Annotated in this window: 23 protein-coding genes and 1 riboswitch; of the genes, 3 read left to right on the forward strand and 20 right to left on the reverse strand. The window is 66.7% G+C overall.

Annotation, left to right across the window (positions count from 1 at the left end; translation table 11 throughout):
- Positions 1-50: 50 nt before the first annotated feature.
- From ACTG4X_RS31290 to ACTG4X_RS31325, 8 genes are read right to left on the reverse strand one after another with little or no spacing between them, the layout of a single operon-like run.
- Positions 51-2,054 carry an acetyl-CoA carboxylase biotin carboxylase subunit gene (locus tag ACTG4X_RS31290; RefSeq protein ID WP_440532799.1) on the reverse strand — a complete coding sequence of 668 codons (2,004 nt, stop codon included), beginning with the start codon at positions 2,052-2,054 and terminating at the stop codon, positions 51-53.
- The gene (locus ACTG4X_RS31295; RefSeq protein ID WP_093177270.1) at positions 2,047-2,721 is read right to left on the reverse strand and encodes a DUF4126 domain-containing protein; all 675 of its coding nucleotides are present in this window, start codon (positions 2,719-2,721) and stop codon (positions 2,047-2,049) included. The genes ACTG4X_RS31290 and ACTG4X_RS31295 overlap by 8 nt, the downstream gene beginning before the upstream one ends.
- A gap of 12 nt (positions 2,722-2,733) precedes the next feature.
- Positions 2,734-3,237 (reverse strand): SMI1/KNR4 family protein, encoded by a 504-nt coding sequence (locus ACTG4X_RS31300; RefSeq protein ID WP_093177268.1) that lies wholly within the window; start codon positions 3,235-3,237, stop codon positions 2,734-2,736.
- A gap of 5 nt (positions 3,238-3,242) precedes the next feature.
- Entirely contained in the window at positions 3,243-4,043 is an 801-nt protein-coding gene (locus tag ACTG4X_RS31305) for an enoyl-CoA hydratase/isomerase family protein (protein WP_440532800.1), read from the reverse strand.
- Between the two features lie 17 nt (positions 4,044-4,060).
- On the reverse strand, positions 4,061-4,924 hold the full coding sequence (locus tag ACTG4X_RS31310) for an alpha/beta hydrolase family protein (protein ID WP_440532801.1): 864 nt from the start codon (positions 4,922-4,924) through the stop codon (positions 4,061-4,063).
- 22 nt (positions 4,925-4,946) lie between these two features.
- Positions 4,947-6,569 (reverse strand): carboxyl transferase domain-containing protein, encoded by a 1,623-nt coding sequence (locus ACTG4X_RS31315; RefSeq protein WP_093056750.1) that lies wholly within the window; start codon positions 6,567-6,569, stop codon positions 4,947-4,949.
- Positions 6,566-8,236: an AMP-binding protein gene (locus ACTG4X_RS31320; protein ID WP_440532802.1), complete on the reverse strand. Its 1,671-nt coding sequence runs from the start codon at positions 8,234-8,236 to the stop codon at positions 6,566-6,568. The genes ACTG4X_RS31315 and ACTG4X_RS31320 overlap by 4 nt, the downstream gene beginning before the upstream one ends.
- 17 nt (positions 8,237-8,253) lie before the next feature.
- The gene (locus ACTG4X_RS31325; protein WP_093056752.1) at positions 8,254-9,426 is read right to left on the reverse strand and encodes an isovaleryl-CoA dehydrogenase; all 1,173 of its coding nucleotides are present in this window, start codon (positions 9,424-9,426) and stop codon (positions 8,254-8,256) included.
- A 143-nt stretch (positions 9,427-9,569) separates the two neighbouring features.
- On the opposite strand from ACTG4X_RS31325, the gene ACTG4X_RS31330 reads away from it, so the two are divergent.
- Positions 9,570-10,598 carry an AraC family transcriptional regulator gene (locus tag ACTG4X_RS31330; protein WP_440532803.1) on the forward strand — a complete coding sequence of 343 codons (1,029 nt, stop codon included), beginning with the start codon at positions 9,570-9,572 and terminating at the stop codon, positions 10,596-10,598.
- Positions 10,599-10,668: 70 nt separating this feature from the next.
- On the opposite strand, the gene ACTG4X_RS31335 is transcribed toward ACTG4X_RS31330, so the two are convergent.
- The 5 genes from ACTG4X_RS31335 to ACTG4X_RS31355 form a co-directional block, all read right to left on the reverse strand.
- Positions 10,669-10,995, reverse strand: coding sequence for a thioredoxin family protein (locus ACTG4X_RS31335; protein ID WP_093056754.1), 327 nt, complete (start codon positions 10,993-10,995; stop codon positions 10,669-10,671).
- 51 nt (positions 10,996-11,046) lie between these two features.
- Entirely contained in the window at positions 11,047-11,739 is a 693-nt protein-coding gene (locus ACTG4X_RS31340) for an HAD family hydrolase (RefSeq protein WP_093056755.1), read from the reverse strand.
- A gap of 63 nt (positions 11,740-11,802) precedes the next feature.
- Positions 11,803-13,686, reverse strand: coding sequence for a phosphomethylpyrimidine synthase ThiC (thiC, locus tag ACTG4X_RS31345; RefSeq protein WP_440532804.1), 1,884 nt, complete (start codon positions 13,684-13,686; stop codon positions 11,803-11,805).
- A 90-nt stretch (positions 13,687-13,776) separates the two neighbouring features.
- Positions 13,777-13,882, reverse strand: a riboswitch (TPP riboswitch).
- 26 nt (positions 13,883-13,908) lie between these two features.
- A complete protein-coding gene (locus ACTG4X_RS31350) occupies positions 13,909-14,343 on the reverse strand; it encodes a YchJ family protein (protein ID WP_093177258.1) in 435 nt (144 codons plus the stop codon).
- Between the two features lie 56 nt (positions 14,344-14,399).
- Positions 14,400-16,187 (reverse strand): hybrid sensor histidine kinase/response regulator, encoded by a 1,788-nt coding sequence (locus ACTG4X_RS31355; protein WP_179830371.1) that lies wholly within the window; start codon positions 16,185-16,187, stop codon positions 14,400-14,402.
- A 130-nt stretch (positions 16,188-16,317) separates the two neighbouring features.
- Here ACTG4X_RS31355 and ACTG4X_RS31360 point away from each other — a divergent pair, with 130 nt between their 5' ends.
- Positions 16,318-17,064, forward strand: a complete 747-nt coding sequence (locus ACTG4X_RS31360; protein ID WP_097197890.1) for a helix-turn-helix transcriptional regulator — start codon at positions 16,318-16,320, stop codon at positions 17,062-17,064.
- On the opposite strand, the gene iaaH is transcribed toward ACTG4X_RS31360, so the two are convergent.
- From iaaH to ACTG4X_RS31395, 7 genes are all read right to left on the reverse strand, one after another.
- The gene (gene iaaH, locus ACTG4X_RS31365; protein ID WP_440532805.1) at positions 17,057-18,568 is read right to left on the reverse strand and encodes an indoleacetamide hydrolase; all 1,512 of its coding nucleotides are present in this window, start codon (positions 18,566-18,568) and stop codon (positions 17,057-17,059) included. The genes ACTG4X_RS31360 and iaaH overlap by 8 nt on opposite strands.
- Positions 18,569-18,697: 129 nt before the next feature.
- The gene (locus tag ACTG4X_RS31370) at positions 18,698-19,828 is read right to left on the reverse strand and encodes an acyl-CoA dehydrogenase family protein (RefSeq protein WP_097197889.1); all 1,131 of its coding nucleotides are present in this window, start codon (positions 19,826-19,828) and stop codon (positions 18,698-18,700) included.
- Between the two features lie 33 nt (positions 19,829-19,861).
- On the reverse strand, positions 19,862-21,109 hold the full coding sequence (locus ACTG4X_RS31375; RefSeq protein WP_093056761.1) for a glutamate carboxypeptidase: 1,248 nt from the start codon (positions 21,107-21,109) through the stop codon (positions 19,862-19,864).
- A gap of 86 nt (positions 21,110-21,195) precedes the next feature.
- The gene (locus tag ACTG4X_RS31380; RefSeq protein WP_097197888.1) at positions 21,196-22,380 is read right to left on the reverse strand and encodes an acetyl-CoA C-acyltransferase; all 1,185 of its coding nucleotides are present in this window, start codon (positions 22,378-22,380) and stop codon (positions 21,196-21,198) included.
- 46 nt (positions 22,381-22,426) lie between these two features.
- Positions 22,427-24,247, reverse strand: a complete 1,821-nt coding sequence (gene aceK / locus ACTG4X_RS31385; protein ID WP_440532806.1) for a bifunctional isocitrate dehydrogenase kinase/phosphatase — start codon at positions 24,245-24,247, stop codon at positions 22,427-22,429.
- Positions 24,248-24,280: 33 nt separating this feature from the next.
- Complete coding sequence (gene can, locus ACTG4X_RS31390; protein WP_093056764.1) at positions 24,281-25,069, reverse strand: carbonate dehydratase; 789 nt, start codon at positions 25,067-25,069, stop codon at positions 24,281-24,283.
- A gap of 29 nt (positions 25,070-25,098) precedes the next feature.
- Positions 25,099-25,527 (reverse strand): MerR family transcriptional regulator, encoded by a 429-nt coding sequence (locus ACTG4X_RS31395; RefSeq protein WP_093056765.1) that lies wholly within the window; start codon positions 25,525-25,527, stop codon positions 25,099-25,101.
- 106 nt (positions 25,528-25,633) lie between these two features.
- Between ACTG4X_RS31395 and ACTG4X_RS31400 the strand changes: the two genes are divergently transcribed.
- Positions 25,634-26,698: an MBL fold metallo-hydrolase gene (locus tag ACTG4X_RS31400; protein WP_093056766.1), complete on the forward strand. Its 1,065-nt coding sequence runs from the start codon at positions 25,634-25,636 to the stop codon at positions 26,696-26,698.
- Positions 26,699-26,707: the final 9 nt, after the last annotated feature.

The raw sequence follows: 26,707 nt of genomic DNA on the forward strand, positions 1-26,707 counted from the left end.
TGACTACCGCAGCTGATACGGGCAGGCGCCCGGAACGGGGTTAAGTTTTTTCAGGCGGCCGCAGCACCCATTCGCAACAACTCGTCGCCTTCGGCCACCTGCTCGCCCGGCGCGAACATCAGCTCTTCCACCGTGCCGTCGGCCGGCGCTGCGATGGTGTGCTCCATTTTCATGGCCTCCATCACCGCCAGCGGCTGGCCACGGCTGACCTTGTCGCCGGCCTTGACCGCAAAGGACACGACCTTGCCCGGCATAGGCGCAGTGAGCCGGCCGCCTTCGGCCTGCGTGTCGCCAGCGTGGGCGAGGCGATCGATGGCGGTGATCTTCGTGGCGCCCTTCGAGGCGAAGATGTGGGCGGTGGCGCCATCGACGTGCACGTCGAGCGTCTGGCGGTTGCCCGCGAACTCGACCTCGAACTCACCCGACGGGAACTGCCCGACCACCAGCGGGCCTTCGGCGCCGCCGGCTTCGAGCCACAGGCTGCCGTCGCGCTTGTAGGTCAGCAGGGCGATCTGTTCGGCGCCGCGAAATTCGAAGTCGAAGCGGCGCAGGTATTCGCCGTGCGAGCGCCAGCCGTCGCGGCGTTCGAACGGGTCGGGCACGCCAACCGGCCGTTCGGTGACCAGCGTGCGCGTGATCGCGGCGGCGGCGGCCAGCGGCAGGCCCAGCGCTTCGCGGTCGAACAGCACGGCGCGCTCGCGCTCGATCAGCGCGGTGTCGAGGTTGGCCTTCGAGAACGACTCCGTCGCCAGAATGCCGCGCAGGAACTGCACGTTGGTCGACACGCCCACGATCTGCACCTGCGCCAGCGCGGCGTCGAGCCGGGCCAGCGCCTCTTCGCGTGTAGTGCCGTGCACGATGAGCTTGGCGATCATCGAGTCGTAGAAGGGCGAGATCTCGCCGCCCTCGCGCACGCCATCGTCGATGCGCACGCGACTGCGCTGGAAGGCCGTGGCTTGCGGCTTGCGATACACGCGCAAAGTGCCGGTGGCGGGCAGGAAGTTGTTGTCGGGGTTCTCGGCGCAGATGCGTGCCTCGATGGCATGGCCGTGGATCTGCAGCTCTTGCTGCTTCGCGGGTAGCGTCTCGCCCGATGCCACGCGCAGTTGCCATTCGACGAGGTCGAGGCCGGTGATTGCTTCGGTCACAGGGTGTTCAACCTGCAGGCGCGTATTCATCTCCATGAAGAAGAAGTTCATCTCGCCGCCCTCGCGCTGCTCGACGATGAATTCCACCGTGCCCGCGCCCACGTAGTTCACCGCACGTGCCGCGGCCACGGCGGCATCGCCCATCTGCTTGCGCATCGCCTCGGTCATGCCGGGCGCGGGCGCTTCTTCGAGCACCTTCTGGTGGCGCCGCTGCACCGAGCAGTCGCGCTCGAACAGGTAGACGTAGTTGCCGTGCGTGTCGCCGAACACCTGGATCTCGATGTGGCGCGGGCGCTGCACGTACTTTTCGATCAGCACCGCATCGTCGCCGAAGCTGTTGATGGCCTCGCGCTGGCACGAGGCCAGCGCAGCGGCGAAGTCTTCGGCCTTGTCGACCGCGCGCATGCCCTTGCCGCCGCCACCCGCGCTGGCCTTGATGAGCACCGGGTAGCCGATGCGATCGGCCTCGCGCTGCAGCAGCTGCGGGTTCTGGTCATGGCCGTGATAGCCCGGCACCAGCGGCACGCCGGCCTTTTCCATCAGCTGCTTCGACTCGGCCTTCAGGCCCATGGCCTTGATGGCCGAAGGCGGCGGGCCGATGAAGACCAGGCCCGCGTCGGCGCAGGCCTGAGCGAACTCTTCGTTCTCGCTGAGGAAACCGTAGCCCGGATGCACGGCCTCGGCGCCCGTGGCCTTGGCGGCTTCGAGGATCTTTTCCCAGCGCAGGTAGCTGTCCTTCGGGGCGCTGCCGCCGAGGTGCACCGACTCGTCGCAGGCGCGAACGTGGTTGGCATGCGCGTCGGCATCGGAGTACACGGCGACCGTGCGAATGGCCATGCGGCGCGCCGTCGCGGCAACCCGGCAAGCGATTTCGCCTCGATTGGCGATCAGGATCTTCTTAAACATTCGGAGTGTCTCCCGGAGGATTCTTTTTCAGTTGGAACGCGGGCACCACGCCCGGATCGGGTCGGCCGCTGAAGATGCGGGCCACGCGGGCGAACAGCGCCTTGAGGAAACGCCAGCTCTTGCGGATGAGCCACACGCTCAGCACAAGCACCAGCACGAACAGCACGAGAAAGACGAAGGGATGCGCCACCGCGAGCCACAGGCCCGCCGGCACCATCGTGTCTTCGACCAGCGAAGCGCCCACGTTAGAAAACGGCTCGGGCGATGTGTTGATGGCCGCGCGCGTCGTGGCCTTGGCCGCATGCGCCGTGGCCGCGAAGCTGCCGCCCACCAGCGCCGCGACGACGGCCATCGCGCCATGGTCGGCGCCGAACACGCTGGCCGCGAGCGCCGCGCCGGCCGGGATGCGGATGGCCGTGTGCACCACGTCCCACAGCGAATCGAGGCCGGGGATCTTGTCCGCGAAGAATTCGATGAACACCATGAAGCCGCTGGCCGCGATCACGACCGGATGCGCCAGCAATTGCAGCCCGCTCGGCAGCGGCACCCAGCCGAAATAGCCCACCACGCCGGTCAGCAGCACGACCAGGTAAAGGCGCACGCCGCTGGCCCAGCCGATGGCGGCGGCCAGTGCGATCAGCTGGGGCATGTCGAGGCTGGTGTTCATGGCGATCAGTCCTCAGTCGAATTCGATGGTGCCGGCTTCCATGGAAGCCACGAGGTCCGCGAGCCATGCCTCGACGGACGCATGCTCGACGGGGCGGTCTTCGTCCGCCTTCCAGAAGGCGATCAGCTGGCCCGGCTCGCCGCCGCCCTCGGCATCGATGTCCACGCACAAGTGGCTGCCGCCGCCGTTCGACAGAAACGGCACCCAGCCGCGCCGCCACGTGGACGGGTCTTCGAAGTCGGAGCCGATCATGTCGTCGAGCATCTCCTTGGTGTCGGCGATGTCCTCGAGCGCGCTGAACATGCGGTTGTCCTGCAGGCTGTCGAAGCTGCTGTTCGGCTGGCCGTTGCGCCATCGGTAGAGCGCGCGAAAGGCCTCCGGCAGCTTCAGCGAGAACTTCGCCTCGAAGGCATCGAGGTCAGCGTCGCTCACACCGGGCTGCAGCACCGCGTGGTAGTCCGCGCGATGGGCAGCCAGCCACGCGTCCATGCGTTCGATGAGTGCGTCATGCGTCATGGTGTTCAGGCCTTGTTCGTTTCCAGCCACGAGGGCTTGCGCTTCTGCAGGAAGGCCTGCACGCCCTCGCGGCCTTCGTCGCTCGCACGAATGTCGGCGATGCCCTCGACGGTCTTCGCGATCAGCACATCGTCGATCTCGCGGCCGGCAACGTCGGCAATCAGCTGCTTGCAGGCGCGCACGGCAGCAGGGCTCGCACCGGTCAGCGCCTTCAAGAGTTCGTCGACCTTGGCATCGAGCGCATCGGCTGCGACCACTTCATGCACGAAGCCGATGCGGTGCGCCTCGGCGGCCGTGAAACGCTCGGCCGTGAGGAAGTAGCGCTGCGAGGCGCGCGTGCCCATCGCGCGCAGCACGTACGGGCTGATGGTCGCGGGCACCAGGCCGATCTTCACTTCGCTCAGGCAGTACCACGCGGTGTCCACGCTCACGGCCATGTCGCACGCGGCCACCAGCCCCATGCCACCCGCATACACATCGCCCTGCACGCGCGCGATGGTGGGCTTGGGGCACTCGGCAATCGTGCGCAGCATGGCGGCCAGCTTGCCCGCGTCGGCGACGTTCTCGCCGCGCGTGTAGTCGGCCATGCGGCGCATCCAGTTGAGGTTCGCGCCCGCGCAGAAGGCCGGGCCGTTGGCGCCGAGCACGATGGCCTTGACCTGTGGCGCGGCGCCGGCTTCGGTGAAGGCTTGTGTCAGCTCGGCGATGACGGCGTCGTCGAAAGCGTTGCGTGCGTCGGGCTGGTCGAGCCAGATGCGGGCGATGGCGCCTTCGAGGGTCAGTTTCAGCTTGGTGTATGCGCTCATGTTGCTTGTCTTTTCGTTCATTGCAAGTGCCGGGGCAGGCCGAGCTTCGCGAGGAACTGATCCACCATCGGCACCCAGATGGCGGCGTTGTCGCGGCCTTCGAAAAAGGCATGGCCGTCACTGCCGTAGGGCGGCACGCCCTCGAAACGCACGTCGACGCCCTTGGCTTTGTAGGCCTCCAGCAGCCGCTTCGCCAATGCGGGGCCGAAGAAGTGGTCGTTCTCCGAATAGACCCACAGCATCGGCACCTTGGTGGTCGATGCGTAGCGGCCGAAGGCATCGACCAGCTTCGCTTCGTTGCATACGTCGTCCGGCCCGCGCGAGCCGCGCCCGCCCGCAAAGTTGATGGTGCCGACCACGCCCTCGGGGTTCAGGCTCGACAACGCCAGCACACCGAAGCCACCGGCCGATTTGCCGAGCAGCACCATGTGCTGCGCGTCGGCATACGGCAGCGTGCGCGCGTAGTCGAGCGCGGCGCTGATGTCCTTCGCAGTTTCGAGGCCCGCCTGCACGTAGTCGGGGTTGGCGCAGCTGAAGTAGTTCTCGGCCCACGGCCCATCGGACTTGCCGTAGCCGCGCCGCAGCGGATTGATGACCAGGAAGCCGTGCTTCGCGAACATCTCGGCCTGCCGCGCGTAGCGGTCCTGCGTCTTGGGAAAGTCGGTGGGCGAGCGCGGCGTGCCGTGGTTGATCACCAGCACCGGGAACGGTCCGTCGCCCTCGGGCCTGTATTCGGTGGCGGCCAGCTTGATGTGCGACTCGCCGAAGAAGCCCTTGACCGTCATCGGTATCTCGATGTCGCGGCGCGCCACGCTTTGCGCGTGCGCGCCCAACACTAAGCAAAGCAAGGCGGCGATGAGTGTGAGCCGGCGCAGCGTCATGAGAGCGTTTCCGTCCCGAGCCTTACATGCGGAAGATGCCGAACTTCGGCTCGGGAATCGGCGCATTCCGTGCCGCAGCCAACCCCAGCGCCAGCACGCGCCGCGTATCCGCCGGATCGATGATCCCGTCATCCCAGATGCGCGCGGTGGCGTAGTAAGGGTGCCCCTGGTCTTCGTACTGCTGGCGGATCGGCGCCTTGAAGGCTTCTTCCTCTTCCTTGCTCCAGCTGCCACCCTTCAGTTCGATGCCGTCGCGCTTCACCGTGGCCAGCACGCTCGCGGCCTGCTCGCCGCCCATGACGCTGATGCGTGCGTTGGGCCACATCCAGAGGAAGCGCGGGCTGTACGCGCGGCCGCACATGCCGTAGTTGCCGGCGCCGAAGCTGCCGCCGATGATGATGGTGAACTTGGGCACGTTGGCGGTGGCCACGGCCGTCACCATCTTGGCGCCGTGGCGCGCGATACCCTCGTTCTCGTACTTGCGGCCCACCATGAAACCGGTGATGTTCTGCAGGAACACCAGCGGAATCTTGCGCTGGCAGCACAGCTCGATGAAGTGCGCGCCCTTCTGCGCCGACTCGCTGAACAGGATGCCGTTGTTGGCGACGATGCCCACGGGCATGCCCTCGATCTCGGCAAAACCGCAGACCAGCGTGGCGCCGAAGCGCGCCTTGAACTCATGGAACTCGCTGCCGTCGACGACGCGCGCGATGATCTCGCGCACGTCGAAGGGCTTGCGCGTGTCGGTGGGGATCACGCCGTAGAGCTCCTCGCGCGGGAAAGCGGGCGCGCGCACCTCGGCCTTGGCCGGGGCCTCGGCCGCCTTCGCATTGAGGTTGGCCACCGCCGAGCGCGCGAGCGCCAGCGCATGCAGGTCGTTCTGCGCGAGGTGGTCGACCACGCCCGACAGGCGCGTGTGCACGTCGCCACCGCCCAGGTCTTCAGCCGTCACGACCTCGCCCGTGGCCGCCTTCACGAGCGGCGGGCCGCCCAGGAAGATGGTGCCCTGGTTCTTCACGATGATCGATTCGTCGCTCATCGCCGGCACGTACGCGCCGCCGGCCGTGCACGAGCCCATGACCACCGCGATCTGCGGAATGCCCTGGGCGCTCATGTTGGCCTGGTTGTAGAAGATGCGGCCGAAGTGCTCGCGGTCGGGGAACACCTCGTCCTGGTTCGGCAGGTTGGCACCGCCCGAGTCGACGAGGTAGATGCAGGGCAGGCGATTCTGCTCGGCGATCTCCTGCGCGCGCAGGTGCTTCTTCACCGTCATCGGATAGTAGGTGCCGCCCTTCACCGTCGCGTCGTTGCACACGATCATGCAGTCGACGCCATTCACGCGGCCGATGCCCGCGATGATGCCGGCGCCCGGCGCCGACTCGGCCCCCTTGGCATCGAGGTACATCGCATGCGCAGCCAGCGGCGCGATCTCGAGGAAGGGCGTGCCCGGATCCAGCAGCTCGGCCACGCGGTCGCGCGGCAGCAGCTTGCCGCGTGCGGTGTGCTTGGCACGCGCTGCCTCGCCGCCGCCCTGCTCCACTTTCGCGAACTGCGTGCGCAGGTCATCGACCAGCGCGCGCATGGCTGCTGCATTGGCCTGGAAGTCCGCCGAGCGGGCGTTGAGTTTGGTTTCGAGTTGGCTCATGCTGTTTTTTCTTGGCTAAGGCCGAGTTGCTCGGTCATGGCATCGCGGATCTTGAATTTCTGGATCTTGCCGGTCACCGTCATCGGGAACTCGCTGACGAAGCGGATGTACTTGGGCACCTTGTAGTGCGCGATCTGGCCCTTGCAGAACTCGCGCACTTCTTCTTCGGTGGCGCTCTGGCCGGGCTTGACGATGATCCAGGCGCACAGCTCTTCGCCGTACTTCTTGTCGGGCAGGCCGACGACCTGCACGTCCTGCACCTTCGGGTGGCGGTACAGAAATTCTTCGATCTCGCGCGGGTAGATGTTCTCGCCGCCGCGGATCACCATGTCCTTGATGCGGCCGACGATGTTGACGTAGCCCTCGCCGTCCATGGTCGCGAGGTCGCCGGTGTGCATCCAGTGCTCGGCGTCGATGGCCTCGCGGGTCTTGGCCTCGTCGTCCCAGTAGCCGTGCATGACGGAGTAGCCGCGCGTGCACAGCTCGCCCGACTGGCCGGCCGGCATGGCGGCACCGGTCTCGGGGTCGACGATCTTCACTTCGAGGTGCGGCTGCACCGTGCCCACGGTCGACACGCGGCGGTCCAGCGGCGTATCGGTGCTGCTCTGGCAGCTCACGGGGCTGGTCTCGGTCATGCCGTAGGCGATGGTGATCTCGCTCAGGTGCATCTCGCTGACCACGCGCTTCATCACCTCGATGGGGCAAGGCGAGCCGGCCATGATGCCGGTACGCAGCGTCGACAGGTCGAACTCCTTGAAGCGCGGATGGTCGAGCTCGGCGATGAACATGGTGGGCACGCCGTGCAGGCCGGTGCACTTCTCTGCCTGCACGGTCTCGAGCACGGTGAGCGGGTCGAAGCCGTCGTTCGGGTACACGATGGCCGAGCCGTGCGTGAGGCAGGCCAGGTTGCCCAGCACCATGCCGAAGCAGTGATACAGCGGCACCGGAATGCACAGCCTGTCGGCGGGCGAGAGCTTCATGCACTCGCCGATGAAGAAGCCGTTGTTCAGGATGTTGCGGTGCGTGAGCGTCGCGCCCTTGGGAAAGCCCGTGGTGCCGCTGGTGAACTGGATGTTGATGGGGTCGGTGGCCTTCAGCGTCTTCTGCACCTGTGCGATCCGCGGGTCGCTGGCATCGCCGCTTGCGAGCAGTTGCGAAAAGCGCTGCATGCCGGGCTGCTCGTCACCCTGCCCGGCCTTGTCGATCCAGAAGGTGTGGGCCAGTTGCGGCACACGCTTCGGGCCCAGTTCGCGCAGCATGCCGAGGTAGTCGCTGGTCTTGAACTGCGCCATCGTCACCAGCGCCTTGCAGCCGACCTTGTTGAGCGCGTACTCGAGCTCTGAAGTGCGGTAAGCGGGATTGATGTTGACGAGGATCAGGCCGACCTTGGCGGTGGCGATCTGCATCAGCACCCACGCCACGTTGTTGTGCGACCAGATGCCGACGCGATCGCCGGGCGCAAGGCCGAGGTTCAGCAACGCGCTGGCGAGTTTGTTCGATTCGGCCTGCAGCTCGCGGTAGGTGTAGCGCTGGCCTTCGTGGCGACTGACGAGCGCCTCGCGGTCGGGCTGCTTGCCGACCATGTCGTCGAAGAAGTCGCCGATGGGTTGTTCGATGAGGGGGACATCGGTGGCGCCTTGCGCCATGCTTTGGGTCAAGAGCGCCATGGCGATGCGTCCTTCCTTCAGGCGGTTTCGGAGAACAGCTCGCGGCCGATCAGCATGCGGCGGATCTCGCTGGTGCCCGCGCCGATCTCGTACAGCTTGGCATCGCGCCACAGCCGCTCGACCGGAAAGTCCTTCGTGTAGCCAACGCCGCCCAGCGCCTGGATTGCCTCGCCGGCCATCCACGTTGCCTTCTCTGCGGAGTACAGGATGGCACCCGCCGCATCCTTGCGGAAGGTGCGCGCATGGTCGTTGCGGTCGCAGGCCTTGCCCACGGCATACACGTACGCACGCGTGGCCTGCCAGGTCGAATACATGTCCGCCAGCTTGCCCTGCATCAGCTGGAACTCGCCGATGCTCTGGCCGAACTGCTTGCGCTCGTGGATGAAGGGCAGCACCGCGTCCATGCACGCAGCCATGATGCCCAGCGGGCCACCCGAGAGCACTGCGCGTTCGTAGTCGAGGCCGCTCATCAGCACCCTTGCGCCCTGGCCTTCTCCGCCGAGCACGTTCTCTTCGGGTACTTCGCAGTTGTCGAAGAACAGCGGGAAGGTGTTGGAGCCGCGCATGCCGAGCTTGTCGAGCTTGGTGCCAGCGGAAAAGCCCTTGAAGTTCTTCTCGACGATGAAGGCCGTCATGCCGCGCGCGCCCATCTCGGGCTCGGTCTTGGCGTAGATGACCAGCGTGTCGGCGTCGCCGCCGTTGGTGATCCACATCTTGCCGCCGTTGAGCACGTAGTAGCCGTTCTTCTTCTCGGCCTTGAGCTTCATGCTCACCACGTCGGAGCCGGCGTTGGGCTCGCTCATGGCCAGCGCGCCGACGTGCTCGCCGCTCACCAGCTTGGGCAGGTATTTCTTCTTCTGCGCGTCGCTGCCGTTGCGGTGGATCTGGTTCACGCACAGGTTGGAGTGCGCGCCGTAAGACAGGCCCACCGAGGCTGAGGCGCGCGAGACTTCTTCCATGGCCACGATGTGCGCCAGGTAGCCCAGCTCGGTGCCGCCGAATTCCTCTTTCACCGTCATGCCGTGCAGGCCTAGGTCGCCGAGCTTCTTCCACAGGTCGTGCGGGAACAGGTTGTCGCGGTCGATGTCGGCGGCGCGCGGCGCGATTTCGTTGGCGGCGAAGTCCTGGATGGCGCTGCGCAGCGAGTCGATGGTGTCGCCCAGGTCGAAGTTCAGGCCGGGATCGTGCATGGGGTTTGTCTCCTCTGAAGGGGGTCTGCGCGCAATGCCACCCGCGCTGGATGGCGCTTGCGAAAGATCGCAGCTTACGCCTCGCCGTGCCGCAATTGGCGCCACAATGGTTGCAAATCACGCCACGACCGATCCGTCGAACCATGTCGCCCCCGTCGTTCCTCAGACCCGCCCGCGCCGTCACGCCGATGGCCTTCGTGAGAGCTATCGTGCAGGGCTACGAGCGCTATGGCATGGACCCCGCCGAGGCGCTGAAGGCGGCACAGATCACGCCGCGCGAACTGGCCCGGCCGGGCGCGCGGGTGACGGCCGCGCAGTTCGAGGTGCTGTCGGGCCACGCCATGCAGGAGCTCGACGACGAAACACTCGGCTGGTTCTCGCGGCGCCTGCCCTGGGGCACCTACGGCCTGCTGTGCCGCGCCTCCCTGAGCTCGCCCGACCTGGGCGTGGCCATCAAGCGCTGGTGCCGCCACCACCGGCTGCTGACCGAGGACATCGGCCTGTCGCTCGAAGTGGCCGGCGGCGTGGCCACGCTGCGCATCGCCGAGAACGTCCCGCTGGACGACGCCTTCCGCGAGTTCTGCCTGGTGACCACCCTGCGCTTCGTGCACGGCTACATGTGCTGGGCCATCGACTCGCGCATCTCGCTGCGACACGCGAGCTTTCCGTTTGCCGCGCCGCCGCACAGCGACGCCTATCCGCTGATGTTCACGCCAGACGTGCGCTTCGACGCGCCGCAGGCGGGCATCAGTTTCGACGAGCGCTATCTCGCCCTGCCCCTGCAGCGAGACGAACGCGCGCTGCGCACCATGCTCAGGCGCGCACTGCCGCTCACAATCCTGCAGTACCGGCGCGACCGCCTGCTGGGCCAGCGCGTGCGCGAGCTGCTGCGCTCACGCGCCAGCGAGGCCACCACGGCCGAGGCGCTGGCCGGGCTGCTCAACGTATCGAGCCGCACGCTGCACCGGCAGCTGCACGAGGAAGGCACTTCGCTGCAGGTGCTGAAGAACGAGGTGCGCCACGAGATGGCTGTCGACCTGTTGCGCCGCACCACGCGGCCTGTCAAGCAGGTGGCGCTGGCCGTGGGGTTTCGCAACGAGAAGAGTTTTTCGCGGGCGTTCCTGCAGTGGACGGGGCATGCGCCTCGCGACTTTCGGCAGCAGGGGCTGTAGCGGAGGGCGTTTGGGGCACGTTCGGGGTGCGTGCGAATGACACCGGGTACTCCCCTCCGGGAATGACGCGTCAGCTAGGCTGCGCGATCAACGCAAGCGCGTCGGCAATCGACTGACTGTCCTCAGGCCGCACCAGCTTCGCAACCTGCTTGCCGTCACGCATGAACACCAGCGTGGGCCACAGGCGCACGTTGAACGAACGACCCAGCGGACGCCCGCTGCCGTCTTCGACCTTGATGCGGCGAATGTCCGGGTACTTGGCAAAGGCCTCGGCGATGTTCGGCTGGGCGGCCTTGCAGATGCCGCACCAGTTGGTGCCGAACTCGACCACGGCGGGGCCGGTGAGCGCGTCGATCTCGCTGCGGTCGGGCTGCTCGGTTTTGTATTCGGAAGTCATGGGAAGTGGTTCCTGCGGCTCGGGAGTTGCGCCCTGCATTCCACCAGAAACTCAGGCCGCCTGCAGCCCGTAGCCCGAAAGCAGCGCCGGCAGTTCGGCCATGTCGCTGAACACCTTCACCGCGCCCACGCTCAGCAGCGGTCCGGGGCCGCTGTGGCCTGATTCGCCCGTGCTGTAGCCGAACACGGTGGCTCCTGCGGCCACGCCGGCCATTGCGCCGGTGACGGTGTCTTCGACGATGGCGCAGCGCTTCGGGTCGACACCGAGGGCTTCCGCCGCAGCGAGATACACGTCGGGGTGCGGCTTGGAGCGCGGCATCTCGTGTCCGCTGAAGATGCGGCCCTGGAAATAGTCGAGCATGCCGACCTTGGCGAGTTGCAGTTCGACCTTGTGGCGGTCCGCTCCCGATGCGCAGGCGATGCGGCCCTTGAGCCTTGAATGGATTTCGCGAATGGCGGCGGGCGCGTGGGGAATGGCGACGAGGTCGCGCTCCAGCGCCTCATTGCGGCGGGCGCGGAAGGTCTTGAGCCAGTCGTCGGTGATCCTGACGCCGGTCTTCGTCTCGATGAGCGCCGCCTCGTCCTTCACCGCCTTGCCGGTGAAGGTGTTCATCGATTCCTCGGTCGTGATGTGCCAGCCGAGCTCGCCGAGCATTTCGGCGAGCACGCGGTTGGTGATGGGTTCGGAATCGACGAGCACGCCGTCGCAGTCGAAGAGAACGGCGGAAAAAGGAAAGGGGGTCATTGCGGTGCCGGAGTTCGGTGATTGGCCCCATGGTAGCAACGCCCCCTTTTCGCAGGAGGAAGCTCAGGCTATCGGACGGATGGGGATGTACATCTCGCCGCCGCCGGCCATGAATTCCTTCGACTTCTCTTCCATGCCCTCGGCCATGGCGGCTGCCTCGGCCACGCCCTTCTTCGCTGCGTATTCGCGCACTTCCTGCGTGATCTTCATCGAGCAGAACTTGGGCCCGCACATCGAACAGAAATGCGCCACCTTGCTCGAATCCTTCGGCAGCGTCTCGTCATGGAATTCGCGCGCGGTGTCGGGGTCGAGGCCCAGGTTGAACTGGTCCTGCCAGCGGAATTCGAAGCGCGCCTTGCTCAGCGCATCGTCGCGCGAGCGAGCCCCCGGATGCCCCTTTGCCACATCCGCCGCATGCGCGGCGATCTTGTAGGCAATGATCCCCTGCTTCACGTCGTCGCGGTCCGGCAGCCCCAGGTGCTCCTTCGGAGTCACGTAGCAAAGCATCGCGGTGCCGGCCCAGCCGATCATGGCCGCGCCGATAGCACTGGCAATGTGGTCGTAGCCCGGCGCGATGTCGATGGTCAGCGGCCCGAGCGTGTAGAACGGCGCCTCGTGGCAGTGCTTGAGCTGCTCGTCCATGTTCGACTGGATCATGTGCATCGGCACGTGGCCCGGCCCTTCGATCATGGTCTGCACGTCGTGCTTCCATGCGATCTGCGTGAGTTCGCCCAGCGTGCGCAACTCGGCGAACTGCGCTTCGTCGTTGGCGTCGGCGCCCGAGCCGGGACGCAGGCCATCGCCGAGCGAGAAGCTCACGTCGTAGGCCTTCATGATGTCGCAGATGTCTTCGAAGTGCGTGTAGAGAAAGCTCTCCTTGTGGTGCGCGATGCACCACTTGGCCATGATCGATCCGCCGCGCGACACGATGCCCGTCATGCGGTCGGCCGTGAGGTGGATGAACGGGAGGCGCAGGCCGGCGTGGATGGTGAAGTAGTCGACGCCCTGCTCCGCCTGCTCGATCAGCGTGTCGCGATAGATCTCCCAGGTCAGGTCTTCGGCCACGCCGCCCACCTTCTCGAGCGCCTGGTAGATGGGCACCGTGCCGATGGGCACCGGCGAGTTGCGCACGATCCAGTCGCGCGTGGTGTGGATGTTCTTGCCGGTCGACAGGTCCATCACGTTGTCCGCGCCCCAGCGAATGGCCCACACCAGCTTCTCGACCTCTTCCTCGATGCTCGACGTGACAGCCGAGTTGCCGATGTTGGCGTTGATCTTCACCTTGAAGTTGCGGCCGATGGCCATCGGCTCGACTTCGGGGTGGTTGATGTTCGCGGGAATGATCGCGCGGCCGCGGGCCACTTCGTCGCGCACGAACTCGGGCGTGATGATGCGCGGAATGGTCGCGCCCATCGGGTTGCCCATCACGCGCCTGGCGCGCTCTTCGTTGGCAAGGTATTCGGCCATCCACTCGCGCTTGCCGTTCTCGCGCAAGGCCACGTACTCCATTTCGGGCGTGACGATGCCGCGGCGCGCGTAGTGCATCTGCGTGACGTTGGCGCCCGACTTCGCGCGGCGCGGCGTGCGCTGCAGTGCCGAGGCACCGGCGCGCAGTTCGGCCAGGCGTTGCGCGTCGCGGTCTTCGTTCTTGGCGCCGTCGTCCAGCGCGTGGTGCGTGCGGCCTTCGTAACTTTCGGTGTCGTTGCGCTCCAGCACCCAGGCGCCGCGCACGTCGGGCAGGCCGCGGCGCACGTCGATCTCGACCTTCGGGTCTGTGTACGGGCCCGAGGTGTCGTAGAGCGACACGGTCTCGCCGTTGGTGAGTTGCACGTCGCGCACGGGCACGAACAGGTCGGGCCGGCTGCCCGGAATGACGCACTTGTGCGACGCGGGAAAAGGCTCGCGCGTGAGCGAAAGCAGCGTGGTGAACTTGTCGGGGGCATTCATCGGAGGCACTCCTTGTTGAGGAAAGGGTGCTCCGCAATCGCTCGGTGGGCTTCGGGAAGCCCGTCACGGAAGGGGGAGTGACGGACCGAAGTCAGGGAGTGCAGCTCTTCTTACGCCGGTATGACCCGGATCAAGTTCGCGGGTCGGCTGCTTTGCCATCTCAGCACGCCACATGCGTGCACCCCGGAGCGGGGCCGATTGTGCGGGCCTCGGCCCGGTGCGTCAACCCAGGGGTACTTGCAGGTCGCCGTCCAGGTAGTACCAGCGGTCGCCTTCGCGCACGAAGCGGCTGCGCTCGTGCAGGCGCGTGGCGGCACCCGTGGCCGCGCTGCGCTGGCGCGCGACGAACTCGATTTCGGCATGGTCCGCGTCGAGCACCGAGCGCGAGCGGATGTCCAGCCCCAGCCACTTGACGCCCGGCTCGAACTCGATCGAGGCCGGCCGCTTCGACGCATGCCAGGTGGCGAGCAGGTATTCGCCGCGCTCCAGCACGAAGGCCGAATAGCGCGAACGCATCAGCGATTCGGCGTCCGGCGCGGGCGTGTTCCCGAAATCGTCGAGATAGCGGCCACAGCACAGGGCGTAGCCGATGGGCTTGTCGCGGCGGTCTGTACGGCCGCAGGGGCAAGGTCCGGTGGTGGGATCGTTGGCGCTCATGAAGACCGCTATTGGAACACCTTGCGGGCCGGGCGCGGACAGGGCAAGCCCCGAGGCTAGGCAGGCCGGCTTGCGGCAATGGCTTCCTGCAGGGCCTGCGCGCCCGCCGGCTTGTAGATCAGCGCATAGCCCGCGCGCTCGACCTCGGCCCGCGTCGCATGCGCGGTTTCGCCGGTGAGGATGACGACGTTGCGCGCCTTGCCGACCGCCTGCAGGGCCTGCGCGGCGGCCAGGCCCGAGAGGCCGCTGCCCAGGCGCAGGTCGCTCAGCATCAGGTCGAACACGCCGCCGTGCTGCAAGGCTTCGCGCGGGTTGGCCGCCAGCACCACCTCGTGGCCCCAGGCGGACAGAAGCGAACGCATGGCCTCGCGCACGGGTTGCTCGTCGTCGAGCACCAGGATGCGAAGGGCGGCAGCTTCTTCCGGTGACCCGGCCGGCACGGCCAGGTCGTCATCTGCCGGTGGCGCGGCCGTCTTATCGAGCACCAGCGAGAAGGTGCTGCCGCGGCCCGGTGCGGTGCGCACCTGAATGCGCGAACCCATCACCTGCGCCATGCTCGCCACCAGCGACAGGCCCAGCCCGAGCCCGCGGCTGCGGTCGCGTCCGGGGTTGTCGATCTGGAAAAACTCCTCGAACACCTGCGCCTGGTGCCGCGCGTCGATGCCCACGCCGGAATCGCGCACCTCGATGCGCCAGGCGCCCGGCGTCACATGCCTGGCGCAGACCAGCACGGTGCCCGAGGGGGTGTACTTGATCGCGTTGTCCACCAGATTGCCGAGCAGCCGCGCGAGCATGCGCGCGTCCGCCTGCACCGCGGCGCGCGTGGGGCGCACGCGCAGGTGCAGCCCCTTGGCCGCGGCCAGCGCCGCAAAGCGCCCGTGCAGCGCATCGAACAGCGGCTGCAGGCGCATCGGCTCGGGGCGAACGGGCGCCACGCCGCCGTCGAGCTGCGCGATGTCCAGCAGCGCATCGATGGAGCCGCGCAGGGCATCTACGCTGTCGCGCATGAAGCGCAGGTTCTCGGCCGTGGGCGGATTGCGCGTGTCCAGCGCGTCGACGAAGATGGCCAGCGCATGCATGGGCTGGCGCAGGTCGTGGTTGGCGGCCGCAAAGATGCGGGCGCGCTGCGCGGCAAGCTGTGCCACGTGGTCGAGCTGGCGCGACAGCGCTTCGGCCAGGCGCGCGTTCTCGAAGCCGTTCTCGATGGAGCCGACGATCAACCGGTTTTGCTTGCGCGCATAGTGCAGGGCCGCCACGAGCTGCGACACCGCAAGGCACCCCATGATGACCGTCACGCTGCCCGGCTCCAGCACCAGCCGCAGCGCCAGGCTCAGGAACACCGGGACGCCGAAGCACAGGGCGGCCAGCCACCACTGGGCAAGCGCGGCAATGATCACGCTGGTCGTGCCGCTCACGAAGAAGTACATGAGCAGGATGTGGGCAAGGTCGCCATGCGGGAAGAACAGCCACGGCGCCAACGCCCACACCAGCCCCGGGAACAGCATGCGCAACTCCAGCCGCCGGCGCGTGCGCGCGGCAGTGGCTGCATCGATGGCGGCCGGATCCAGCCGGTGCAGATGGCGGTGCATGTTCCATTGCATCGCGTGCACCAGCACGGCCCACACGAGCGTGCCGCGATTGCCGGTGAGAACGAGGAACAGCATCCAGAACACCGCGGCCGTGACGGCGGCTGACAGCGGCGTGTCCCGCGTGTCGATCACATAGGCGCGCGCCAGGCTCTGGTCCACCAGCGGATTGGCGTTGGGCGCCTCGATCCAATAGTCACGGAACCGCTTCAGCAGCGGCCTGGATGCGTGTTCGGTGATGGGAGTTGTCGATGGCATGGCCGGGCTGCCGTCGATTCTGCGCGATATGCATGACCGCGCGGCGCATGCATTCGCGGGCATCCACCCTTGGCGCGGCGCTTGCTAAACGTTAGCGTTACAACGGCTCCCTCGAGAAAGTCGGCGATGTATGTACCTCACAGGCTCTGAACAGCACGCACTGCGCGGCGTTTTCACGCTGCTGGCGGAAGACCGCGGCGAGCAGGAGATCCGCGAACGCCTGGGCTGGGCGCTGCTCGACCTGCTGCACGCGGACCAGTTCGCCTCCTTCGTGTGGGACGCCGCGAGCAGCAACTTCGGCGCGCGCGTGGCGCTGCACATGGACCCCGCGAATCTCGACAGCTATGCGCAGTGGCACCAGCACCACGACCCGATCACATTCGTGCTGCAGTCGCGCCGCCGCGCCACACGCGTGACCGAAGTGATGCCGCAGCGCGAGCTGATGCGCACCGCATTCTTCAACGACTTTCTCGCGCGCGACGGGCTGCACTGGGGCATGAACCTGCATGCCTTCGAGGGCGAACGCGCGCTGGGAGACCTGCGCATCTGGCGCCGCAAGGGGCGCAGCGATTTCGGCGATCACGAGAAGGCGTTGCTCGACCTGATCGAGCCGGCGTTCGCGGGCGCCCTGCAACGGGCGCAGCGCGCGACTGCTCCGGCGTCCGGGGCGCGCGAAGCCGCGTGGGCCTTGCTGAGCGTGCGCGAGCAGGAAGTGGCCCGCTGCGTGCGCGAAGGGCTCACCGACAAGGAGATCGCGCGCCGCCTCGCGGTAGGCGTGCCCACCGTGCGCACCTACCTGCGGCGCATCTTCGACAAGCTGGGCATCGAGCGCCGCTCGGCGCTCGCAGGCTGGGCCATGCCGCTCGCGCTCACTTAGGCGCCGGCAGCCGGCCGAGCACCTGCTCCACCGCCATGCCCACGGCCAGCAGCTTGCGGTCGCTGCCGGCAGGGCCGTCCAGCTCCAGGCCCACGGGCAGGCCGCTGGTTGCGCCGAGGCCCGATGGCAACTGCACGCCCGGTATGCCGGCGTTGCTGCCCGGGTCGGTGTTCTGGATCAGCGAGCCGAAGTTCTCGGGGCTGCTGGCTTCGGCCCCCGCGGCCAGTGCCACGCGCGGCACCGTCGGGAACACCAGTGCGTCGAGCCTGTTCTTCGCGAAGGTGTCGCGGTAGAGCTTCTGCAGCGCGGGGCGCGCGACGCGCATCGCGTTCTCGTAGACCGGCTTCGCATCGACCACGCCGCTGGCCGCAGGCAGCTTGCGCGGGATGACGAAGGTCTCGAAAGTGCCCTTGACGTCGGGGCTGGCGATGCCGGCCGTGAGCTGTGCAATGTCGATACCCGTGCGGTACTTCGCGAGGTAGGTCACCATGTCGTCGTGCGCCTCGTAGAGCGCCAGCGGAAAGCCAACCGCGCCGTTGAGCTCCATCAGCTTCGGCATCTCCACATCGATCAGCGTGACGCCGGCCGCGCGCAGCTTCGCAAACGCGGCATCGGTGGCGGCGCGCGTGTCGGCGTCGAGATTGGCCTGCATGGCCGGCACCACGCCAAGGCGCAGGCGCTTCAAGTCGGCAGGCTTGAGCGGCTTGCCGCCGGCAATGACGCCGTCGAGCAGCGCCACGTCGGCCATCGATTGCGCCATCGGCCCCGCCGTGTCGCGCGTGTGCGAGATCGGCGCAATGCCCTGCTGCGGATAGCGCCCCACTGTCGGACGCAGCGATGCACAGCCGTTGAACGCGCACGGAATGCGCACCGACCCGCCCGTGTCGGTGCCCAGCGCAGCAGGCGCCATGCGCGCACCCAGCGCGGTGCCGTTGCCCGACGACGAGCCGCCCGCGATGCGCGTCGCGTCGTAGGCATTGCGCACGCCCACCTCGGGGCCGGTCTGGAACGCGGAGTTGTAGCCGGTGACGCCGAAGGCCAGTTCGTGCATGTTCGTCTTGCCGAGCACCACCGCACCGGCCGCGCGCAGCCTGGCCACCACCGGGGCGTCGGCGGAGGGCACGAAGCCCTTGAGCGCGGGTGTGCCGGCCGTTGCGGGCAGGCCCTGCACCTGGATGTTGTCCTTGATGGCCACCGGCAGGCCGGCCAGCGGCTTGCAGGCGCCACCGCGCTTGCGCAGTGCATCGGCGGCGCGCGCGGCCTTCAGCGCGCCGGCTTCGTCTAGCGTGATGAAGGCGTTGAGGTTGGCTTTGGCCTTGGCTTGGGCGAGATACGCCGTTACCAACTGCTCGCTGGTGACGGTGCCGGCGCACAGCTGCTGCACGGCTTCGGTCGCGGTCAGAGTGGAAATATCAGGGGCTGCGAGCTGCGCGCGCGCCGACAGGGCCACGGCACCGATGCACAGGAGTGCCAATGCGGGGGAAGCGGTTCTGAAGATGGACATGGCAAAGACCTCCGACAAAGAGGCCACCATGCTGCGCCTGCTGCGCGTATCTGTCTGTCATCCAAACCGATGACAGACGGGCGGGGTTGTGGCGCTACCGGAACATCACCCGCCCCGGCCGCATGTCGCTCACGCCAGCGCGCGTTGAATCAGCAGCTTCTGTATGTCCGAAGTGCCCTCGTAGATCTGGCACACGCGCACGTCGCGGTAGATGCGCTCCAGCGGAAAGTCGTTCACGTAGCCGTAGCCGCCCAGCGTCTGGATGGCTGCGCTGCACACGCGTTCGGCCATCTCGCTGGCGAACAGCTTGGCCATGGCGGCTTCCTTCAGGCAGGGCAAGCCGGCGTCGCGCAGGCTCGCGGCATGCCAGATCAACTGGCGCGCGGCCTCGAGCTGCGTCGCGCACTCGGCAAGGCGAAAGCCCACGGCCTGCTGGTCGAAGATCGAGCCGCCGAAAGCCTGGCGTTCCTTGGCATAGGCCAGCGCCACGTCGAAGGCGCTGCGTGCCATGCCCACGCTCTGCGCGGCAATGCCGATGCGGCCGCCTTCGAGCGCGCCGAGCGCGATCTTGTAGCCCTCGCCTTCCGCGCCGATCAGGTTCTCGCGCGGAATACGGCAGCCGTCGAAGTTGATCTGCGCTGTGTCGCTGCTGTGCTGGCCCAGCTTGTCTTCGAGGCGCGCGACGTTGTAGCCCGGCGCATCGGTCGGCACGATGAACGCGCTCATGCCGCGCTTGCCTGCGCCCTTGTCCGTTACCGCGATGACGATGGCCACCTGACCGTTCTTGCCGCTGGTGATGAACTGCTTCACGCCGTCGATCACGTAGGCGTCGCCGTCCTTGCGCGCCGTGGTGCGCAGGCTCGAGGCATCGCTGCCTGCCTGCGGCTCGGTGAGACAGAAGGCGCCGAGCATCTGGCCCTGCGCCAGCGGTTCGAGCCACTGCTTCTTCTGCTGCGCGTTGCCGTAGCGCATGAGGATGGCATTGACCGGGCAGTTGGTCACGCTGATGGCGGTGCTGGTGCCGCCGTCGCCGGCAGCGATTTCTTCCAGCACCAGCGCGAGAGTGAGGTAGTCGAGGCCGGCGCCACCGTTCTCTTCGGGCACGCAGATGCCGTAGGCGCCCAGCGCCGCGAGGCCCTGGTGGGCTTCCTTCGGAAAGCTGTGCTCGCGGTCCCACTTGGGCGCAAGTGGCCAGAGTTCGGCTTGCGAGAAATCGCGCACCGCGTCGCGGATGGCTTCCTGGTCGGTGCTGAGCAGCATGGCGTTGTCTCCTGTCTTTTCTTCTGTTCGTGCTTATTTGCCGGCGCCCAGATCCATGATCAGGCGCGCGGCCATGTACAGGCGGCGCGGAATGGCGCTGATGTCCACGTACTCGGCCTTGTCGCTGTGGTAGCCGAAGCCCGGCAGGCCCAGGCTCTCGATCACGGGCTTGCCCGAGAGCGCCGCATAGGCTGCGTCGGTGCCGCCGCCGGTGCGCTCTTCCACGCCCAGCGTGCCGCCGGCTTCCTTGTAGTAGCCCACGGCCTTGTCGACCAGCTTCTTGCCGCCTTCGCCGGCATTGAAGGCCGGGCGGCCGCGCGTGACGATCACCTTGACGTCAGCCTCAGGCAGTTTCTTCTGCTGCGCGCGTTCTTCCAGCGTCTTCATCGCGGCATCGAAGTCTTCGTTGCGCGCATAGCGCACGTCGGCATTCAGCGTGGCGCTGGCGGGGATGATGTTCGACACGTTGCCGGCCTTGGCAATGGTCCAGTTGAAGCGCAGGTTCTTCGACTTGTCGTCGATGCTCATGGTGCGCAGCACGAGGTCGGAAGCCTCGACCAGCGCGTTCACGCCCAGCTCGGGCGCCGCGCCCGCATGCGAGGCCTTGCCGGTGATGTTGACCTGCACATAGGCGATGCCCGAGGTACCGAGCGAGAGCTTCTCGTCGCCGGCGCTGGTGGGCTCGAAGGAGAGCACGTAGTCGGCCAGCTTGGCTTCTTCCTGGATCAGGTCGCGCGAGCCGAAGGAGCCTTTTTCTTCATCAGTGTTGAACAGCACGGTGATGGTGCCGTAGTCGCGCACGCCGTAGTCCTTCAGCAGCTTGAGCGTGTGCAGGATGACGGCGTTGCCGCCCTTGTCGTCGGCTATGCCGGGGCCGTAGGCCTTGTCGCCTTCGATCTTGAACGGCGCCTTCGCGAGGATGCCCTTCAGGTACACGGTGTCCATGTGCGAGAGCAGCAGCAGGTTCTTGCCGCCGCGGCCCTTGATCTTGCCCACGATGTTGTCGCCCACCACGATGCCGGCCGACTTGCTGCGCGTGACGGTGAAGCCCAGGTTCTTGAGTTCGCCCTCGAGGTAGCTGCCGGCGGCGGCGATGCCTTCGGCGTCACCGGTCCCGGTCTCGATGTTGACCAGCTTTTCCAGCGTCTTGATCACCGCGGGCTGCTCGTCGGTGGCAGCCTGGAACAGCACGTTGTCGCGCTTCTGGGCCCAGGTGGCGCCCGCCACGAAGGCGGTGGCCAGCACGGCGGCGATGGCGGTACGGTGGATGGATGGGCGCATGAAATCTCCTGCTCTACGCATTGTTTGAAGTGTCTGAATGAAAAAGCCGGCAAACGCCCATCCCTCGGACGCCCCGGCCATTGTTTTTATAGCAATTCGAGTGCCACCGCGGTGCCTTCGCCCCCACCGATGCAAAGCGTCGCCACGCCGCGCTTCTTGCCGCGCGCCTTCAGCGCATGGATCAGCGTGACCATGATTCGAGCGCCGCTGGCGCCGATCGGGTGGCCCAGCGCGCAGGCGCCGCCGTGCACGTTGACGATCTCGTGCGACACGTCGAGCTCGTGCATCAGTGCCATCGGCACCACGGCGAAGGCTTCGTTCACTTCCCACAGATCGACGTCCTTCACCTTCCAGCCGGTCTTCTGGAACAGCTTGGCGACGGCACCGACGGGCGCGGTCGAGAACCACTCGGGCTGCTGCGCGTGCGTGGCGTGGCCGACGATGCGGGCGATGGGCCTGGCGCCGATCTTCTTCGCGTGCGACTCGGTCATCATGATCAGCGCGGCCGCGCCGTCGTTGATCGACGAGCTCGATGCGGCGGTGATAGTGCCGTTTTCTTTCTTGAACGCGGGCTTCAGCGTGGGAATCTTGTCGAGCTTGACCTTGCCCGGGCCTTCGTCGATCGAAATGACGGTGTCGCCGCCGCGGCCCTTGACCGTGACGGGCACGATCTCGTCCTTGAAGAGGCCGGTGTCGGTGGCCTTCTTGGCGCGCTCGACACTGGCGATGGCAAACGCATCCTGCTGCTCGCGCGTGAACTTGTACTTGGCCGCGCAGTCTTCGCCGAAGGTGCCCATGGAGCGGCCCGGCTGGTAGGCGTCTTCGAGGCCGTCGAGCATCATGTGGTCGAAGATGCGGTCGTGGCCCATGCGGTAGCCGCCGCGGCCCTTGAGCATGAGGTAGGGCGCGTTGGTCATGCTTTCCATGCCGCCGGCCACCATCACGTCGTGCGTGCCGGCCAGCAGCAGGTCGTGCGCGAGCATTGCGGCCTTCATGGCCGAGCCGCACATCTTGCTGAGCGTGACTGCCCCTGCGCTGTCGGGCAGGCCGCCCTTGTAGGCCGCCTGGCGCGCCGGGGCCTGGCCCTGGCCTGCCATCAGGCAGTTGCCGAACAGCACTTCGCCCACGCTCTCGGGCGCGATGCCGGCGCGCTCGACGGCGGCCTTGATGGCTGCGCCGCCGAGGTCGTGCGCGGAGAGGGACGAGAAGTCGCCCTGAAAGCCACCCATGGGGGTGCGGGCGGCGCCGACGATGACGATGGATTCGGACATGGAGGTCTCCTTCAGAAGTGTGAAAGCGGAATCAAGAAGCGATCGGTCAGAAATGCGTCGCGTGCCCTTCGTGCTGGAAGCGCTGCGATTCTTCGTACGGGAACACATCGAGCATCTGCCCGGCCTGGATGCGTTCCTTGTGGTGCTGCCAGAAGGCGGCGTCGAGCAGGTCGGCGTGGTGCGCCATGAAGGCTTCGCGCACGTCCTTGTTGCCCAGCAAAAAGGGCTCGAAGGTTTCGGGGAACACGTCCTTCGGACCCACCGAGTACCAGACCTCGCCGCTCATCTCGTCTTCTTCGTTGCGCGGCGTGGGAACCTTGCGGAACTTGCAGTCGGTGACGTATTCGATTTCGTCGTAGTCGTAGAACACGACCTTGCCGCCGCGCGTGACACCGAAGTTCTTCCACAGCATGTCGCCAGGGAAGATGTTGGCTGCGACCATGTCCTTGATGGCATTGCCGTACTCGATCACCGCGTGCTCCAGCTGGTCTTTCGCGCGCCTGGCATGCGCCGGGCTCTCGGGGTGGGCCAGCGTGTCGAAGGCTTCCTGCAGGTAGATGTTGAGCGGGATCATCCGCCGCTCGATGTAGACGTGCTTGACCACGACTTCCATTTCCCCGTTGCCGTCGCGGTCGCCGATCTCGAGCTGGCTGGGCGCGAACTTGCGGATTTCCTCGATCAGCTCGGGCTCGAAGCGATCGAGCGGAAAACCCACGTCGCTGTACTCCAGCGTGTCGGCCATGCGGCCCACGCGGTCGTGCTGCTTCACGAGCATGTACTTGCCCTTGATCTGCTCGCGCGTGGTGTCTTTCTGCGGCGGATAGAAGTCCTTGATGACCTTGAACACGAAGGGGAACGACGGCAGGTCGAACACCAGCATCACCATGCCCTTGATGCCGGGCGCGATGCGAAACCGGTCGCTCGAATAGTTCAGGTGCGAGAGGAAGTCCCGGTAGAACAGCGTCTTGCCCTGCTTGGCAAGGCCGAGCGCGTTGTAGATCTCGGCGCGCGGCTTGCGCGGCATGAGCGAGCGTAAAAACTGCACCCAGGCCGAGGGCACCTCCATGTCGACCATGAAGTACGCGCGCGCAAAGCTGAACAGCATCTGCAGGTCGTCTTCGCCGAACAGCGCCGCGTCGATGTAGAACTTGCCGTGGCTGTCGTGCAGGATCGGCAGCGAGAACGGAATCTCGGTGAAGCCGTTCATGATCTTGCCGACCACGTACGCGCCCTTGTTGCGGAAGAACAGGCCCGACAGCACCTGCAGCTGGAAGTTGGCGCGCAGCTTGACCTGGTGGAAGCGGTTCAGGATGACGTGCGCCACGCGCTCCGCATCGCGGCGCTTGTTGGCAAAGCTGCCGAGCAGAGCGAAGTCGTCGAGCATCTGCTCGAGGGTGTCGGCCAGCGTTTCGGGCTCCGGATAGTACGGCCGGTAGGTGGGCGCGCCGCGCGGCTCGATGTACTCGGTGCTGATGGCCGGGCGCACGAAGATGAAGTCGTTCTGGAAGTACGCGCGGTGCAGGATCTTCGTGGTCACCGAGTTGAAGAAGCTCTCGGCCAGCTCGGGCTGGTGGTGGTCCACCAGCAGGCCTATGTAGTGCAGCTTGATCTGGTGCCACACGTCCATGGGCTGGTCGCCGGCCTTGAACTCTTTTTCAAGCCGGGCCACGGCCTCGCTCACGCGCAGGTCGTAGAACTCGATGCGCTCGCGCTGCGCCCGCTGCTGGCCGTGCCAGTCAGCGGTTTCGAAACGGTGCTTGGCGCGCGCCGACTCGGCGCGGAACAACCGGTAGTGCCGGTTGAAGCCGTCCATCATCGCCTTCGCGATGTCGTAGGCCAGCGGCGAATCGAGGCGCTGCGGGAACATGGGCGGGCAGGCAGTTGGAGGCGCCCGGGCCGCTCAGGCAGCGGCGGCGTCTGTCGTGCCGTCGGCCTCGGGCTGCGGCGTCATGGCCTGCGCCTCCTGCACCGACTGGTTCACCTGCGTGCCCTGCAGCGTCAGCGACTGGATCACCTCGCCGGGCTTGCTCCACTTGTAGCGGATGCGCTGCACCGCAGCCTTGTACACCGCGTCGAGCGGCTTGGCACCGTCGACGCTCAGGCCCAGGTCCTGCAGCAGGCCGTCGTGCACGCCGAAGGTCCAGCCGTGGATGCGCACCTTCTGGCCGCGCGCCCAGGCGTCGACCATGACGGTGCTGACAGCCACGTTGACCACCTGCTCGGCCACGTTGAGCTCGCACAGCGCATCGACGCGCGCTTCTTCGGGCAGGCTTTCGAGCATCACGCTGTGGCGGTCGCGCACGTCCTGGATGTGGCGGATCCAGTTGTCTGCCAGGCCGATGCGCTTGCCGCTGAGCGCGGCCTTGACGCCGGCGCAGCCGTAGTGGCCGACCACCATGATGTGCTCGACCTTCAGGTGCTCCACCGCGAACTGGATCGCCGAGAGCGCATTGAGGTCGGAGTGCACCACGATGTTGGCGACGTTGCGGTGCACGAACACTTCACCCGGCTCCAGGCCGGTGATCTGGTTGGCGGGCACGCGGCTGTCGGAACAGCCGATCCACATGTAGCGCGGCGTCTGCTGCTTCACCAGGCTGGTGAAGAAACCGGGCCGGTCGCGCTCCATCTGGGCAGACCAGGCGCGGTTGTGGGCAAAGAGGTCGTCGAGGTTATCGGTGTTGTCGGGCATAGGCGGCTATTGTCGATGAGTCGTGTTTTTCAGGCTCTGGCTTCGGCGGGCTTGCGCGTCTTGTTCGTCTCTTTCGCTTTTTGCGCCTTGGCAAGGGTGGCCCGCCCCTTCTTTTCGTGCTCCCGCACCTCCGCGAGATTGGCTTGCAGCTCGGCCAGCTGCGCCTCGAGCTGGGCCCGGTGGGCACCCAGCACGCCGAGGAATTTTTCCAGCTGCGGCACGGTGTCGCGCGGGCTGTCGTACATGTCGAGGATGTCTTTTGCCTCCGTCAGGCTCAGGCCGAGGCGCTTGGCGCGCAGCGTGAGCGTGAGCCGGGCGCGGTCGCGCGCGCTGTAGATGCGCTGCAGGCCGGCCCGCTCGGGCGTGAGCAGGCCCATGTCCTCGTAGAAGCGGATGGCCCGCGTCGTGAGGTCGAATTCCTTCGCGAGCTGGCTGATGGTGAAGGTTTGCGCAGGCATGGCGGGGGTCTGGAGAAGGGGCGTTACGGGCGCGACAGCAGGTTTGCGCCGCGATCCCTACAATGGTGCCACTACTCCATGACGTTTACGTAAACGTCAATCTTACATGAACCTCCTCGAACGCGAACTCCACTACCCCCTCGGCGACACGCTCCCCGAGCCCGGTGAAACCCTGGAAGTGGCGCCCGGCGTGCGCTGGATTCGAATGCGACTGCCCTTTGCGCTCGACCACATCAACCTCTGGCTGCTGCGCGACACCCTCGACGGCGTCGAGGGCTGGACGGTGGTCGACTGCTGCATCGCCCGCGACGAGGCGCGCGCGCAGTGGGAGCAGGTGTTCGAGACGCAGCTGCAGGGCATGCCGATCCTGCGCGTCATCGTCACGCACATGCATCCCGACCACATCGGACTGGCCGACTGGCTCTGCACCCGCTGGAACGCACCGCTGTGGATCAGCTCGACCGACTACCACGTGGCCCGCGTGCTCAGCACGGCCGGCGACACCCTGGCGGGCGGCGAACCGGCGGCGCGCTTCTTTGCCTCGCACGGCCTGACCGACCCCGAATCCATCGCCAAGATCCGCGCGCGCACCAACTACTACGCGAACATGGTGCCCTCGGTGCCCGAGAGCTTCGTGCGCATGCTCGACGGCGACATCGTCACCATTGGCGGCCACGACTGGCGCTGCATCAGCGGCTACGGCCACGCGCCCGAGCACATCGCGCTGTATTGCGACGACCTGAAGCTGCTGCTGGGCGGCGACATGATGCTGCCGCGCATTTCCACCAACGTGAGCGTGCACGCGGGCGAACCCGAGGCGAACTCGCTGCGCCTTTTTCTCGACAGCATCGACAAGTTCAAGGCCCTGCCGGCCGACACGCTGGGCCTGCCCTCGCACGGCAAGCCCTTCCGGGGCATCCACCGACGCGTCGACCAGTTGCAGGAGCACCACCGCGACCGGCTGGCAGAGCTGCTCGAAGCCTGCACGGCACGCGCGCTGACGGCGGCCGAAGGCCTGCCGATTCTGTTCAAGCGCGAGCTCGACCTGCACCAGATGACCTTCGCCATGGGCGAAACGGTGGCCCACCTGCACCTACTGTGGTTCTCCGGCCAGGTGAAGCGCGAACTGGGCAAGGACGGCATCTACCGCTTCGGCGCGAAGGCCGCCTAAACTCCCCCG

The organism is Variovorax sp. YR566, from assembly GCF_051992195.1.
Taxonomy (GTDB): Bacteria; Pseudomonadota; Gammaproteobacteria; order Burkholderiales; family Burkholderiaceae_C; genus Variovorax.

Excerpts from the sequence above, each read along its gene's own strand:
- ACTG4X_RS31290 (WP_440532799.1), bottom strand. The coding sequence starts at position 2,054 with ATGTTTAAGAAGATCCTGATCGCCAATCGAGGCGAAATCGCTTGCCGG.
- ACTG4X_RS31295 (WP_093177270.1), bottom strand. The coding sequence starts at position 2,721 with ATGAACACCAGCCTCGACATGCCCCAGCTGATCGCACTGGCCGCCGCC.
- ACTG4X_RS31300 (WP_093177268.1), bottom strand. The coding sequence starts at position 3,237 with ATGACGCATGACGCACTCATCGAACGCATGGACGCGTGGCTGGCTGCC.
- ACTG4X_RS31305 (WP_440532800.1), bottom strand. The coding sequence starts at position 4,043 with ATGAGCGCATACACCAAGCTGAAACTGACCCTCGAAGGCGCCATCGCC.
- ACTG4X_RS31310 (WP_440532801.1), bottom strand. The coding sequence starts at position 4,924 with ATGACGCTGCGCCGGCTCACACTCATCGCCGCCTTGCTTTGCTTAGTG.
- ACTG4X_RS31315 (WP_093056750.1), bottom strand. The coding sequence starts at position 6,569 with ATGAGCCAACTCGAAACCAAACTCAACGCCCGCTCGGCGGACTTCCAG.
- ACTG4X_RS31320 (WP_440532802.1), bottom strand. The coding sequence starts at position 8,236 with ATGGCGCTCTTGACCCAAAGCATGGCGCAAGGCGCCACCGATGTCCCC.
- ACTG4X_RS31325 (WP_093056752.1), bottom strand. The coding sequence starts at position 9,426 with ATGCACGATCCCGGCCTGAACTTCGACCTGGGCGACACCATCGACTCG.
- ACTG4X_RS31330 (WP_440532803.1), top strand. The coding sequence starts at position 9,570 with ATGTCGCCCCCGTCGTTCCTCAGACCCGCCCGCGCCGTCACGCCGATG.
- ACTG4X_RS31335 (WP_093056754.1), bottom strand. The coding sequence starts at position 10,995 with ATGACTTCCGAATACAAAACCGAGCAGCCCGACCGCAGCGAGATCGAC.
- ACTG4X_RS31340 (WP_093056755.1), bottom strand. The coding sequence starts at position 11,739 with ATGACCCCCTTTCCTTTTTCCGCCGTTCTCTTCGACTGCGACGGCGTG.
- thiC (WP_440532804.1), bottom strand. The coding sequence starts at position 13,686 with ATGAATGCCCCCGACAAGTTCACCACGCTGCTTTCGCTCACGCGCGAG.
- ACTG4X_RS31350 (WP_093177258.1), bottom strand. The coding sequence starts at position 14,343 with ATGAGCGCCAACGATCCCACCACCGGACCTTGCCCCTGCGGCCGTACA.
- ACTG4X_RS31355 (WP_179830371.1), bottom strand. The coding sequence starts at position 16,187 with ATGCCATCGACAACTCCCATCACCGAACACGCATCCAGGCCGCTGCTG.
- ACTG4X_RS31360 (WP_097197890.1), top strand. The coding sequence starts at position 16,318 with ATGTACCTCACAGGCTCTGAACAGCACGCACTGCGCGGCGTTTTCACG.
- iaaH (WP_440532805.1), bottom strand. The coding sequence starts at position 18,568 with ATGTCCATCTTCAGAACCGCTTCCCCCGCATTGGCACTCCTGTGCATC.
- ACTG4X_RS31370 (WP_097197889.1), bottom strand. The coding sequence starts at position 19,828 with ATGCTGCTCAGCACCGACCAGGAAGCCATCCGCGACGCGGTGCGCGAT.
- ACTG4X_RS31375 (WP_093056761.1), bottom strand. The coding sequence starts at position 21,109 with ATGCGCCCATCCATCCACCGTACCGCCATCGCCGCCGTGCTGGCCACC.
- ACTG4X_RS31380 (WP_097197888.1), bottom strand. The coding sequence starts at position 22,380 with ATGTCCGAATCCATCGTCATCGTCGGCGCCGCCCGCACCCCCATGGGT.
- aceK (WP_440532806.1), bottom strand. The coding sequence starts at position 24,247 with ATGTTCCCGCAGCGCCTCGATTCGCCGCTGGCCTACGACATCGCGAAG.
- can (WP_093056764.1), bottom strand. The coding sequence starts at position 25,069 with ATGCCCGACAACACCGATAACCTCGACGACCTCTTTGCCCACAACCGC.
- ACTG4X_RS31395 (WP_093056765.1), bottom strand. The coding sequence starts at position 25,527 with ATGCCTGCGCAAACCTTCACCATCAGCCAGCTCGCGAAGGAATTCGAC.
- ACTG4X_RS31400 (WP_093056766.1), top strand. The coding sequence starts at position 25,634 with ATGAACCTCCTCGAACGCGAACTCCACTACCCCCTCGGCGACACGCTC.